This window comes from Glaciibacter kafniensis (assembly GCF_039538945.1).
Lineage (GTDB): Bacteria > Actinomycetota > Actinomycetes > Actinomycetales > Microbacteriaceae > Cryobacterium > Cryobacterium kafniensis.
Genome location: NZ_BAABCN010000003.1, coordinates 199,519 through 212,608, shown reverse-complemented (window position 1 = coordinate 212,608; position 13,090 = coordinate 199,519). Strand labels below are relative to the sequence as shown.

Genomic DNA, 13,090 nt, shown 5'->3' with positions numbered 1-13,090 from the left:
GAGATGAGCTTCGTCGACGACGCCCAGCTGATTCTGCCCGACCTGATCGGGCTTCGGCGCGCGATCCATGCCGACCCGGAACTCGGCTTGGAGGTGCCCCGCACCCAACGACGGGTACTCGACGCGCTCACACCGCTCGGGCTTGAGGTGCAGACGGGCAGCGGGCTGAGTTCGGTCGTCGCCGTCTTGCGCGGCGCGCACCCTGGCCCGACGGTCGTTCTGCGGGGCGACATGGATGCGCTGCCGATGGTGGAGGAGACCGGGCTCGAATACGCGTCAACCTGCGCGGCAATGCACGCCTGCGGCCACGATCTTCACGTCGCCGGACTCGTCGGGGCCGCGCGACTGCTGCACGCACGCCGCGACACCCTGGCCGGGAACGTGATTTTCATGTTCCAGCCGGGGGAGGAGCTCGGCGACGGGGCCGCGATGATGCTGGCCGAGGGTCTGCTCGATGCTGCAGGCTCTGCTCCTGTCGCGGCCTACGGCATCCACGTCGTGCCCGGCGAGCGCGGAATCTTCTCCACCCGCCCCGGGGCCTTGATGGCCGGCGCAGCCGAGCTTGTGGTCACGGTGCACGGACGGGGCGGTCACGGTTCGATGCCGCATCTCACGCGTGACCCGGTGCCGGTCATCGCCGAGTTGATCACCGCGCTCCAGACCTTCGTGACGCGCCGGTTCGATGTTTTCGACCCGGTCGTGCTCAGCGTCACTCAGCTTGCCGCCGGGGGCGTGGCGCGCAACGTTGTGGCCGACGCGGCAACGCTCGGTGCCACCGTGCGGTTTCTGTCCGCGGAGGCCTGTGGGCGCCTGCAACGGGAGCTTCCCGGGCTGGTGAATGGGATTGCCGCAGCCCACGGCTGCACGGCAGAACTGGAGTTCGAACTGGTCAGCCCGGCCACGGTCAACGACGTCGTTCTGACGCCGGCGGCGCTGGCCACGCTGCGGGCGCTGTTCGGCACCGAACGGGTCTGGGAGAGCGCCGCACCGGTGATGGGGTCTGAAGACTTCTCACACGTCTTGGAACGTGTTCCCGGTGCGTTCATTTTCTTGCGGGCGACCCCTGTCGAGATCGACCTCGAGCAGGCGGCGCCCAATCACTCATCGCGCGTGCTCTTCGACGACAGCGTGCTCGCCGATCAGGCCGCGGCACTGGCGGAGCTGGCCTGGTCGCATCTGGGTGTGGCCTGAGCCCTGCGGCTCGGGCTGCGGCCCGGGTGAGGCCGCTTTCAGCCGCCACCCGGACCATCCGTGCGGCTACGCCGTGCGCGTGGCTGTCGCGTAGAACTCGATCAGGTCGGCCTTCATCTTCGTGATCGCCACCTCGTCGACGAACGTCATGTGACCTGATTCGTAGAAGTGGAACGACACGTTTTCTCGCAGTTCCGCACTGAGGAACATGTGAGCGAAGTCGTACTCGGCGCCGAAGAACGGCGTTGCGAGGTCGTAGACACCGCCCATCACCGCGACCCGCAGGCTGCGGTTGCGACGCAGGGCTGCGGCCAGATCCAGGGTGACGTTCGGAATCTGCATCGGCGCATCGAAGCCGGGTGCTTTGTGGTTCCAGTCCCAGGCCTGGGCGATCACGACGTTGTTGAGCGGCAGGTAGTGCAGCTCGCTCGTGTACCCGATGTCCGACACGAGGTGGTCACGGAATGTCGAGAGGTGCGCGCTGTTCACACCGGCCGTGGCCGCGTCATCCGTTGCCGGGTCGTGCGAGCCGTTGCCGATAATGTAGTTGTTCTCCGCGGTGAAGCGCGTGTCGAAACGGCCGATCACGATGCCCTGTTCGTCGAGGAGTGCCCGGCGGAACTGCTCCATGTCGACCCGCAGCATGGTGCGCTTCAGGTAGCCGGCATCGAGGCCGATGTGGCGGCCCAGTTGCTCGGCCACCGCGTTCTCCTGCTCGGCGGGGAGCCGGTCGCCGAGCTGAAGGGCTGCGGCGTACGGGCCTTGGGCGAACGCGCGCACCTCGTCGAGGTAGGCGTCGAGGTTGTCCGGGTGGTCGTCGCGTCGCTTGTGGTACCAGGCTGCGGCGGCGAACGAGGGAAGGCTGTTCACGTAGCTCTGGTCAGCGCCCGCCTGCATGGTCGTCCAATTGAGCAGGGTCGAGAGCAGCACGACGCCGTTGAAGTCGATTCCCTGGTTCTGCAGCTTGTGCACGAGGGCGGCAGAGCGGGTCGTTCCATACGATTCGCCGAAAAGAAAGCGCGGTGCGTTCCAGTTGTTCGTGATCGTGAGGTAGCGCGTGATGGCGCGCGCAAAGACGTCGACGTCTTGGTCGACGCCCCAGACATCCGCTCCGGTCGCCGAGCCGGCCAGACGCGAGTACCCGGTGCCGACGGCGTCAATGAAGACCATGTCGGTGGTGTCGATGAGGCTGTGGGGGTTATCGCCGACGATGTACGGCGCTGGCGGGGTCGCGGCCGGCGTCGCCGTCGGTGCGCGCTTGGGGCCGAAGCCACCGATGTTCAGCCAGAGGCTGGCAGAGCCGGGGCCGCCATTGAAGAAGAAGGTGACCGGGCGCGCCGGTGCTCCGACCGGCTGCTCTGCGACGTAGGAGAGATAGAAGACGCTGGCCAGCGGCTCGTGTTCGGCGTCGCGCACGAGCACGGTGCCGGCGGTGGCCACGTAGTCGATGTCACGGTCGCCGATGCGGATGCGGTGCGTCTGGCTCTGGCTGGATTCAGCAGTCGTGTCGGTTGAGGGTGTGGTGGGAGATTCGTCCATGGCTCGTCCATTCTGAATGATGCGCGATCTGAATGATGCGCGAGGCAACGGGGATCGCACCAGGCGCTAAAAGTTACAATTGAATATAGTCTATTCGGCGACGGCGCACGTTGTAATCTGAACTCATGACAGCGCGTGACGAACGTTCTTCGACGCTCTCCGCGGCCGCACAGAATCGTGAGGGTGACGTGAAAGCTCGGTATCGTCAGTCCGCAGAACGGGGGCAGTGCAGTGTCTGACCGCGAGACGATGGCTACCGCCTCCCGTGAGTTGTCGAGCGCTTTCGAGCGCCGCACCAGCCTGTGCCGCCCTTTTCTGTCGGTCTTACCCATTGAGGGAGCCGCGATTTCGATGCTGGGGGCACCGTTCGGCATCGAGACGGTGTGTGCGACAAACCCACAAGCCGCGCGGGTCGACGAATTGCAGATCGACCTCGGGGAAGGCCCCAGCTGGGACGCCTATACCCGAAGATCACCAGTTTTTGCCCCGAACCTGACCGAACTCAGTGCCCCGGCGTGGCCGATGCTGCTCGCGGCACTCTCTGCCGACGCGGTCGGCGCTCTCTACGCTTTTCCGCTCGCGGTCGGATCCCTGGAAATCGGGGCAATTGGCATGTATTCCGAGGTTCCGGGCGAGCTCACACCCGCACAGGTGAGTGACGCGTTGGCCCTGGCCGATCTCGCGGCGGTGCAGGTGCTCAAGCGAGCAATGACTTCGCACGAATTGGACGCACAGTTTGTGCCAGGCGAGAAGGAATACTCCCGTCGGGTTGAGCATCAAGCAACGGGAATGGTCTTGGCGCAATTGAATGTTTCCGCCGCGGACGCCCATGTCATCATTCGGGCCCATGCCTATGCACACGACCGGTCGGTGCGCGAGACAGCAAACGCGATTGTCGAAAGACGACTTGATCTATCGTCTCCGAATGTCGAGATTTAGAATATAGGTATGGCTTTGAAGACCAGGGAAAGTCACCTCATCGAGACGTTTGTCACGCTCGCCGACACGCTCGTCGGCGGCTACGACGTGGTCGATTTGCTTCACACCCTCGTTGAGAGCTGTGCGGAGCTCCTCGACGCATCCGCCGCCGGAATTCTCCTCGCCGACGCCGAGGGTGAGCTTGAGGTCGTCGCCTCCACCAACGAACGAAGCCTCCTGGTGGAGCTCATGCAGTTGCGGGTCAGTGGCGGGCCCTGTTTCGAATGCGTGACAACGGGCAAGCCCATCGCGGTACCCGATATCGACCAGGTCGGGCCTCGATGGCCGCAGTTTCGGGCCGCAGCGCGTGAACAGGGGTTTTTGTCAGTTCAAGCCGTGCCGCTGCGTCTGCGCGCGATGACGATCGGCTCACTCAACCTCTTCTGGGAGCAGAAGCGAGTACTCGATCCGCGTGACGTCGACATCGCTCAGGCGCTGGCCGATGTGGCGACCATCAGCATCCTGCAAGAGCGCGCGATTCGGGAGAGCGACGTTGCGCGGCAACAGCTGCAACGGGCTCTCGACAGCCGGGTCTTGATTGAACAGGCCAAGGGTGTGGTGTCCCACACGCGGAACACGACGATGGAAGAGTCGTTCGTGCTGATTCGCACCTATGCGCGCGCCCACCAGGTTGCGCTCGGCGATGTCGCCGCAGAAATCGTCGCACGCACGCTTGAGGTCTAGCGCAGCAGCAACGACGGTAGCGTTGGATTCGATGCAGACCTATATTTAAGAGAAGCCCCAGACCCCGGCTTACTGTTCCATTCGTATCGCGAGGATTCGGGAGTCTGGCGATGAAGCAATTCCTTCTTGAAAATGGTTCGGCAGCCTTCGATGCCGACCTTGATGTTCCAGACAGCATCGACCCACTCGAACTCGACCTTCTGCGTGCGCGCACCAGCGACGGCTCGGAGTATCGGGCCTGGGAGTTCGATGCCGTCGACACGGTGATCGTTGACGAGCTGAGCTACTAGCCCACACGTGGCGAGAGCGCCACATCGCGTTTTCGGCACACCCACGTATTCCGCCGCTGAGACAGCGGCGGAATTGGGCGGCGCTCGGTTCGGGTCCGGGCGCCGCCTCCTTCTCCTCTGAGAAACGACCGGCTACAGCTTGTGGATATTTGTCTTCGCCAGCTGCACTGCCTCACCGACGCCGCCATTCATGACGACCTTGGAAATCGCGAGGGCGAAACCGCGCAGCTGTGCGCCGGTGACGGTCGGCGGCATGCTCAAAGCGAGCGGATCGGTGACGAGGTCGACGAGCGCGGGCCCCTCATGCTCGAGGGCGCGTTCGAATGCGGCACGGATCTCGCTCGGCTGCTCGACGCGTTGACCATAAATGCCGAGCGCATTGGCCACGGCCGCGAAATCGACCGCGGGCACATCGACCCCGAAGTCGGGGTACCCGTCGACGAGCATCTCCAGCTTGACCATGCCCAGCGTCGAATTGTTGAAGACGACGATCTTGACCGGCAGCTGGTGCGCAGCCACGGTCACCAGCTCGCCCATCAACATGGACAGGCCGCCGTCGCCGCAGAGCGAGACCACCTGTCGGCCCGGGTGGCTGGCTTGGGCTCCGACGGCCTGCGGCAGCGCGTTGGCCATCGAACCGTGCAACAGAGAGGCGAGCATCCGTCGCTTGCCGTTCGGATTGATGTAGCGGGCCGCCCACACATTGCACATGCCGGTGTCTGCGGTGAAGATCGCGTCGTCGTCGGTGACATCGTCGAGAATTGACGCCGCGTATTCGGGGTGGATCGGCGTGCGGCGTTCCACGTTCCGTGGCGCGCCGGTGACCTTGTTCATGAGCTGGTCATGCCGTTTGAGCGTCTTGTTGAGAAACCTGCGGTTCGCCGTGCGGGTGATCAGCGGGGTCACCGCGCGGATGGTGGCGCCGACGTCGCCGTGCACCGGCACGCTCACGTTGGCCCTCCGGCCGAGGTTCTCAGCCCGGATGTCCACCTGTGCGATCACGACGTCGCTTCCGTCTGGCAAAAATTGGGTGTACGGAAAGTCGGTGCCGAGCAGGATCAGCAGGTCGGCGTCATGCATGCCGTCGTGCGCGGCGCCGTAGCCGATGAGGCCGGTCATGCCGACATCGAACGGATTGTCGTACTGGATCCACTCCTTGCCCCGCAGCGAATGCCCCATCGGCGCGGCCAGCAGATCGGCGAACGCCACCACCTCGTCGTGCAGGCCGGCGACTCCGATGCCGGCGAACAGGGCGATCTGCTTGGCGTTGTTGATCGCAGCGGCCAGCGCCTCGACATCCGTCGTCGACGGCATCAGGGTGGGCGTGCCCGCACGCTCGAAGGTCGGCGCCGAGCCCACCGCGGCGAGTTCGGCGACGTCTCCTGGCAGCGTGACGACGGCCACTCCGCCCAGGCTGAGCGCGTGTCGCATCGCCATGCTGACCACGCGCGGCGCCTGCTCGGCGGTGCTGATCAGCTCGCAGTAGTTCGAGCACCCCACGAACAGACGGTCGGGGTGCGTCTCCTGAAAGAAGCTGCTGCCGATCTGCGCGCTCGGAATATGACTGGCGATCGCCAGGACGGGCGCGCCAGAGCGGTGCGCGTCGTAGAGCCCGTTGATCAGGTGCAGATTGCCCGGCCCGCAACTGCCGGCGCAGACGGCAAGTTTTCCGGTCAGTTGGGCTTCGGCGCCGGCGGCGAATGCGGCCGCCTCCTCGTTGCGCACATGCACCCAGTCGATGCCTCCAGACGCCGAGCCGCCCGTGCGGCGTACGGCGTCGACGATCGGATTGAGGCTGTCGCCGACGATCCCGTAGATGCGGCGCACACCCGCCGCGGTCAGCTGGGCGATGAGTTGGTCGGCAACGGTCGTAGCCATGCGGGGCTCCCTTGGTTGAGCGTGCTGCTCACACCATAGGCATGTCCACGGGAGATTGCGAGCATGCACTCTGGGGCATCCGCGGCAGGGAATCGGCGCATTTCGCGACGCGCGGGTCGGGCGCCGTCACGCGCGTTGGCCCCGGCCAGCGCCGCGGCGCCCGACCCGCGCGACGGCAGGGTGCGTCGGGTCGGCTCTGAGGAAGAGCCGCCGTCGCATCCGGGCCGCCGCATCCGCTTAGAGCGTGTGGCCGAGTTTGAAGCCCTTCTCCACATCGTCTTTGCGGGTGTACGAGAAACCGTCGGCGCCGATGGTGACGTCGAGCTCGCCCGGGTCGTGACGAGTGACCAGCGGCTGGGGTCGGCCGTCGAGGTCGAGAACCGGGGACGCGTCGGTGTACCAGCTCGGCACGACAGCGTTGCCCCACCAGTCGCGGCGCTGGTTGTCGTGCACGTCCCAGGTGACGACGGGGTTGTCCGGGTCTCCGGTGTAGTAGTCCTGCGTATAGATCTCGATCCGGTGCCCGTCGGGGTCGCGCAGGTAGAGGTAGAAGGCGTTGGAGACACCGTGGCGGCCGGGACCACGCTCGATCAGATCTGATTTGCGTAGCGCGCCGAGCTTGTCGCAGATGTAAAGGATGTTGTGCTTCTCGTGGGTGGAGAACGCGATGTGATGCATCCGTGGCCCGTCGCCGCCGGTGAGGGCGGTGTCGTGCACAGTGTCCTTGCGGCGCATCCAGGCGGCGTAGGTCACGCCATCTTCGTCCTTGATGTCCTCGGTGACCCGGAAGCCGAGGTCTTCCATGTACTTGCGCGCCCGCGGAACATCGGGCGTGACCTGGTTGAAGTGGTCGAGGCGCACGAGGGCACCGGGCCCGTACAGCTCGTACCGCCAGGCGAGGCGCTCGACGTGCTCAACGTCGTAGAAGAATTCGTACGGGAAGCCGAGCGGGTCCTCAACGCGCACGGAGTCGCCGATTCCCTTCACGAAACCCTCCGTGCGGCGCTCGACGCGGCAGCCGAGCTGGGTATAGAACTCGACAGCGAGGTCGAGGTCTTCGGGGGTCCGCACCCGGTAAGAGAACGCGGCGACAGCGGCGACCGGACCCTTCTTGAGCACCAGGTTGTGGTGGATGAATTCCTCGAACGAACGCAGGTAGATCTCGGTTTCGGTCTCTTCGGTGACATAGAGGCCGAGGATGTCGACGTAGAACTCCCGCGATTTGGCGAGGTCGGTGACGATGAGCTCCATGTAGGCGCAGCGGAGGATGTCCGGCGGAGCGCAGTCGGGGGTGTGGATCGGATTGGGGTTCAGGTTAGTCATGTAAGTCTCCTCGTTGAGTGGATGCGGGTGGGGTGACGATTTCGTTGATCGAAGAGCGGCAGGAGGCCGCGTCTCGAGACGGCCTGGCGGGCCTCCTCGACCAACGGAATGGTGAATTTACGAATTGTTGGTGGCGCCGAAGCGCGCCGTGTGCACCGCGCCGAGCGTGATGTGCACGGCCTGCTGGTCGGTGTAGAAGTCGATCGAGCGGTAGCCGCCCTCGTGGCCGAGGCCTGAGGCCTTGACGCCGCCGAACGGGGTGCGGAGGTCGCGCACATTGTGCGAGTTGAGCCAGACCATTCCGGCCTCGATCGACTGGGCGAACGTGTGCGCCCGCTGCAGGTTGCTCGTCCAGATGTAGGCGGCAAGGCCGTACTTCACGCCATTGGCGAGCTCCAGTGCCTCCTCGTCGGTGTCGAACGGGGTGATCGAGACGACCGGTCCGAAGATCTCCTCCTGAAAGATGCGGGCACTGGGGGCGACATCCGCGAACACGGTCGGTGCCACATAGTTGCCCTCCGGCAGATTCTCGGGGCGGCCGCCACCGGCAAGCAGGCGGCCTTCGCCCTTGCCGATCTCGACATAGCTCATCACCTTGGCGTAGTGCTCCGGGTGCACGAGAGCACCGACCTCGGTCTTCGGGTCGTGCGGGTCTCCGACGACGATGTTCTGGGCGCGGGCGGCGTAGCGGGCGCAGAAGTCGTCGTAGATGCTTCGCTCGACGAGAATGCGGCTGCCGGCGGTGCAGCGTTCGCCGTTAAGCGAGAAGACGCCGAACAGGGTCGAGTCGATCGCGGCTTCGAGGTCGGCGTCGGCGAAGACGACGGCGGGGGACTTGCCGCCGAGCTCCATCGACATTCCCTTGAGGTTCGCCGCGCAGTTGCGGTAGATGGTCTGGCCGGTGGTGGTCTCACCGGTGAAGGAGATCAACGGAACATCGGGGTGCTTGACGAGCGCGTCGCCGGCCTCTTCGCCGATGCCGTTGACGAGGTTGAAGACGCCGTCTGGCAGTCCGGCCGAACGGAAGATCTCGGCCCAGAGGCTCGCCGACAACGGGGTGAACTCGGCCGGCTTGAGCACGACCGTGCAGCCGGAGGCGAGGGCGGGGGCCAGCTTCCAGCTCTCGAGCATGAACGGGGTGTTCCACGGTGTGATCAGTCCGGCGACGCCGACCGGCTTGCGGTTGACGTAGTTGATCTGGCTGCCTGGCACCTTGTAGGTGTCGTCGGCCTGCGCGACGATCAGGTCGGCGAAGAAGCGAAAGTTCTCGGCGGCACGCTGCGCCTGGCCGAGCGCCTGGGTGATCGGCAGGCCGGTGTCGAAGCATTCGAGTTCGGCGAGGCGGGCATCCTGCGCTGCGATCGCATCCGCAATCTTGTTGAGAATGCGTGAGCGCTCACGCGGCTTGAGGCGCGGCCACGGGCCGTTGTCGAAGGCATCCTTCGCTGCAGCAACGGCGAGGTCGATGTCCTCCTGCTGGCCGGCCGCGGCCGTGGCATAGGTCTGATTCGACACCGGGTCGAGCACGTCGAAGGTCTTGCCAGAGACGCTGTCGACGAATGCGCCGCCGATGAAATGCTGAATCGACGACGGCAGCCCGTCGGGAATGTAGTGGTTCATCTGTGTCTTTCCTCCATTGGATCAAGCAGAGAGCGAAAAAAGTCAGTACGCGGTCGGTGCGGAGCTTCTGGCCGGCTGGTCGGCGGGTGGGGCAGCAGACGGATGCTTGTGCTCGGCCTGGTAGGCCAACATCGCATCGAGGGTGGCCGTGCGGTGAGCCCGTGCCGTCAGTTCGACCTGCAGCGCCGGTGCCCCGCCCTCGATCATCTGCAGCAGGTCTTCGTGTTCTTGTACAGAGGCCCGCGAGCGTCCTGGCACGAAACTGAAACTGGAATCGCGCAGCACGTTCATGCGCTTCCAGCCCCGGTGCACGAGATCGAGAATGTGCGGGTTCGGGCACTCCTCGAAGAGCACCGAGTGAAACTCAAGGTTGAGTTCGGTGAAACGACGCGGGTTGAAGTCATCGAGGCAGGCGATCATCTGTGCGTTGATCTCCCGGGCCCTGGCGAAGTGATCTGGTGTGAGCGTCGGCGCCGACAGCGCGGTCGCCGCGCCCTCGACAATGCTCAGGGTCTGCATGGTGTGCAGGTACTCGGTCTCCTGAATCATGGCCACCTGGGCGCCGACGTTGCGCTCGAACGTGACGAGCCCTTCGGCTTCGAGCAGGCGAATCGCCTCGCGCACCGGAACAACGCTGACGTCGAGCTCCTTGGCGATCTGGCCGAGCACGAGGCGGAACCCCGGCACGTAGCGGCCGTCGTTGATACGCTCGCTGATCCACTGGTGGGCCAGCTGGGATTTGCTGAGCGAATTCATCAGACGCCCGGCCATTCGAGGTAGCGCTTTTTCCACACTGCGTTCATCGGAAACAGGCCGTCGACGGGTTCGCCGGCTGCGACCATTTCAGCGACGAAGGTGTCTTCGCGTTCTTGCACGATTGCCGACTCGACGACGTCTTCGACGAGCGCGGTCGGGATGACGATGACGCCGTCGCCGTCACCGACGATCACATCTCCGGGCTGGACTGCCGCGCCGCCGCAGGCGATTGTGACGTCGGTCTCCCAGGGCACATGGCGGCGGCCGAGCACGGACGGGTGCGGGCCTTGCGAGAACGTGGGGATGTCGAGCGACGCGACGATGTCGAAGTCGCGCACCCCGCCGTCCGTGACGATTCCGGCGGCGCCGCGCACCTGGGCGCGCAGGGCGAGAACGTCGCCGACGGTGCCGGTTTCGCGCACGCCACGCGCCTCGACGACGAGGACTTCGCCGGGATTGACGCAATCGAATGCTCGCTTCTGGGCGTTGAAACCGCCGCCGTGCGACTCGAAGAGGTCGGGGCGAAATGGCACAAAGCGCAGAGTACGAGCGAGCCCGACCATCTTCGCTCCCGGCTTGTTGGTGGCCACGCCGTCGATCGAGACCTCGTTGTAGCCGCGTCGGCGTAGCTGCGCGCTCAGGGTTGCGACCCCGACGCTGAGGATGCGCTCGCGCAACTCGGGCGTCAGCTCGAACGCGGGGGCGGATGGCTGCGGTTCGGCGGGCAGGAGGCCGGCGGCTTGTGCGCTGCCCCAGGCTTCGGTGCGCTGCAGGTCGTCGACGCTCGGCTTCGTGCCGAAGTCGCCGAACGGTTCGGTGCCGGCGGTGATCGTGGTGACCAGGCGACCCGTGGTCGGCGCACCTGGCGCGGTGGGGGCATCCACTTCGACCTCGACGACGTCGCCGGGGCGGGCGACCGATGAGCCGGCGGGGGTGCCGGTGAGGATCAGGTCTCCGGGTTCGAGCGTCATCAGCTGGGAGAGGTCGGCGATGAGTTGGCCGAACGGAAAGAGCAGGGTGTCGGCGGTGTCGTCTTGCACGAGTGCGCCGTTGAGCCAGGTGCGCACGCGGAGGGCGGCCGGGTCGAGGTCGGAGGTGGGAATGACGCCGGGGCCGATTGGGGTGAAGCCGTCGCCGCCCTTCGAGCGTAGATTCGAGCCCTTGTCGGCAGCACGCAGGTCATAGAGGCCGAAGTCGTTGGCGGCGGTCACCCCTGAGACGCGTGACCAGCCTTCGGCGGGGGAGACGCGGCGGGTGCGCTCGCCGATGATGAGGGCGATTTCGCCTTCGTAGGCGAGGAGTTCGGTGCCGGCCGGCTGCTCCAGCACGTCGCCGGTCGCGGAGATCGAGGAGCTCGGCTTGAGGAAGTATGACGGCTGGGCGGGGATGCGGCCGCGCTGCTCGGCACGAGAGCGATAGTTCAGGTGCACGGCGATGATCTTGCCGGGGGTGGTGAAGGTCTCGTTGCTCATCTGTCCTCGTCGATCGTGGTATCACAAATGATATACGATCCGGCGACGGATACAAAGAACCGGTGATCGAGCCTGTCAGAGATCTCAGGAGCGGGTCTCGACGAGCTCGACCACCAAGAATCTGGCGATCGACGACATCCGCTCTATTCTGCTCGTGATCATCTCCGTAGGCTGGCCCCATGGATTATCGCTTCTTGGGCACTTCTGGCCTCAAAATTTCTGAAATCACCTACGGTAATTGGCTGACCCACGGGTCCCAGGTGGAAAGCGACATCGCGACCGCCTGCGTCAGGGCAGCTCTCGACGCCGGGATCACGACTTTCGACACCGCCGATGTCTATGCCAATGGCGCAGCCGAGGAAGTGCTCGGGGCGGCGCTCGCGGGTGAGCGCCGCGAATCGCTCGAGATCTTCACCAAGGTCTTCTGGCCGGTCGGGCCGAAGGGTCCGAACGACACGGGGCTCTCGCGCAAGCACATCATGGAGGGCATCGACGGTTCGCTGAGTCGTCTGCAGATGGACTACGTCGATCTCTATCAGGCGCACCGCTATGACCACCAGACCCCGCTGGAGGAGACGATCCAAGCGTTCGCGGATGTCGTGCGCTCCGGCAAGGCGCTCTACATCGGTGTCTCGGAGTGGAACGCCGAGCAGCTGCGCGCCGGTCAGGCCCTGGCGAAGCAGGCCGGATTCTCGATCGTGTCGAATCAGCCGCAATATTCAGCGTTATGGCGGGTCATCGAGGCCGCGGTCATTCCGGCGTCGAAGGAATTGGGGATCTCACAAATCGTCTGGTCGCCGATGGCCCAGGGCGTGCTCTCGGGCAAATACCTGCCAGGTCAGCCGGCGCCGGCCGGAAGCCGGGCCACCGACGAGAAGGGTGGCAAGAACTTCATCTCCCGGCTCATGGAGGAGCCAGTGCTGACCGCCGTGCAGAAGCTGCGGCCGATCGCCGACGAGCTCGGGCTGAAGATGTCGCAGCTTGCGATCGCCTGGGTGCTGCAGAACGACAACGTTTCTGCCGCGCTCGTGGGGGCATCCCGGCCGGAGCAGATTGCAGAGAACGTGAAGGCCGGCGGAGTGCGCATCCCGGCCGAGCAGATGGCGGCGATCGATGTGGCACTCGGGACGGTTGTGGTGCGCGACCCTGCCCTCACGGAGAGCCCGGCAGTGCGGGTGGTTTAGAGGGTTCTCGGTGGTCGAGGAGGCCGCCCGCGATCGGGTCGAGTGCGGGTGGTTTAGAGGCTTCTCGTTGGTCGAGGAGGCCGCCCGCGGCCGTCTCGAGACCTCGCGAGCCGATGTTTGAACGCAACCCGAGTTCAAGAATTGGCTCGCGAGATCTCGAGACGCGTGCTCGCAC

Annotated in this window: 11 protein-coding genes; 5 read left to right on the top strand and 6 right to left on the bottom strand. The window is 65.2% G+C overall.

The genetic code is table 11. The features are described from left to right. The first annotated feature begins 3 nt into the window (after positions 1–3). Positions 4–1,191: a M20 metallopeptidase family protein gene (locus tag ABD791_RS08875; RefSeq protein WP_345065047.1), complete on the top strand. Its 1,188-nt coding sequence runs from the start codon at positions 4–6 to the stop codon at positions 1,189–1,191. 66 nt (positions 1,192–1,257) lie between these two features. Here ABD791_RS08875 and ABD791_RS08870 read toward each other — a convergent pair whose 3' ends face one another. Continuing rightward, on the bottom strand, positions 1,258–2,730 hold the full coding sequence (locus ABD791_RS08870; RefSeq protein ID WP_345065046.1) for a S10 family peptidase: 1,473 nt from the start codon (positions 2,728–2,730) through the stop codon (positions 1,258–1,260). Between the two features lie 231 nt (positions 2,731–2,961). Here ABD791_RS08870 and ABD791_RS08865 point away from each other — a divergent pair, with 231 nt between their 5' ends. The 3 genes from ABD791_RS08865 to ABD791_RS08855 all read left to right on the top strand — a co-directional run bounded on the left by ABD791_RS08865 (position 2,962) and on the right by ABD791_RS08855 (position 4,682). After that, the gene (locus ABD791_RS08865) at positions 2,962–3,669 is read left to right on the top strand and encodes a GAF and ANTAR domain-containing protein (protein ID WP_345065043.1); all 708 of its coding nucleotides are present in this window, start codon (positions 2,962–2,964) and stop codon (positions 3,667–3,669) included. 9 nt (positions 3,670–3,678) lie between these two features. Beyond that, on the top strand, positions 3,679–4,392 hold the full coding sequence (locus ABD791_RS08860) for a GAF domain-containing protein (protein WP_345065040.1): 714 nt from the start codon (positions 3,679–3,681) through the stop codon (positions 4,390–4,392). Positions 4,393–4,502: 110 nt separating this feature from the next. Next, on the top strand, positions 4,503–4,682 hold the full coding sequence (locus ABD791_RS08855; RefSeq protein ID WP_345065037.1) for a hypothetical protein: 180 nt from the start codon (positions 4,503–4,505) through the stop codon (positions 4,680–4,682). 132 nt (positions 4,683–4,814) lie between these two features. On the opposite strand, the gene ABD791_RS08850 is transcribed toward ABD791_RS08855, so the two are convergent. The 5 genes from ABD791_RS08850 to ABD791_RS08830 form a co-directional block, all read right to left on the bottom strand. Beyond that, positions 4,815–6,560 carry a pyruvate dehydrogenase gene (locus ABD791_RS08850; RefSeq protein ID WP_345065034.1) on the bottom strand — a complete coding sequence of 582 codons (1,746 nt, stop codon included), beginning with the start codon at positions 6,558–6,560 and terminating at the stop codon, positions 4,815–4,817. Positions 6,561–6,797: 237 nt separating this feature from the next. Next, a complete protein-coding gene (hpaD, locus tag ABD791_RS08845; RefSeq protein ID WP_345065031.1) occupies positions 6,798–7,883 on the bottom strand; it encodes a 3,4-dihydroxyphenylacetate 2,3-dioxygenase in 1,086 nt (361 codons plus the stop codon). Between the two features lie 117 nt (positions 7,884–8,000). Continuing rightward, positions 8,001–9,503: a 5-carboxymethyl-2-hydroxymuconate semialdehyde dehydrogenase gene (gene hpaE, locus ABD791_RS08840; RefSeq protein ID WP_345065029.1), complete on the bottom strand. Its 1,503-nt coding sequence runs from the start codon at positions 9,501–9,503 to the stop codon at positions 8,001–8,003. A gap of 42 nt (positions 9,504–9,545) precedes the next feature. Further along, positions 9,546–10,259 carry a GntR family transcriptional regulator gene (locus tag ABD791_RS08835; RefSeq protein ID WP_345065027.1) on the bottom strand — a complete coding sequence of 238 codons (714 nt, stop codon included), beginning with the start codon at positions 10,257–10,259 and terminating at the stop codon, positions 9,546–9,548. Then, a complete protein-coding gene (locus ABD791_RS08830; protein WP_345065025.1) occupies positions 10,259–11,731 on the bottom strand; it encodes a fumarylacetoacetate hydrolase family protein in 1,473 nt (490 codons plus the stop codon). The genes ABD791_RS08835 and ABD791_RS08830 overlap by 1 nt, the downstream gene beginning before the upstream one ends. 179 nt (positions 11,732–11,910) lie before the next feature. Here ABD791_RS08830 and ABD791_RS08825 point away from each other — a divergent pair, with 179 nt between their 5' ends. Beyond that, positions 11,911–12,915 (top strand): aldo/keto reductase family protein, encoded by a 1,005-nt coding sequence (locus tag ABD791_RS08825; protein WP_345065022.1) that lies wholly within the window; start codon positions 11,911–11,913, stop codon positions 12,913–12,915. The last annotated feature ends 175 nt before the right edge of the window (positions 12,916–13,090 follow it).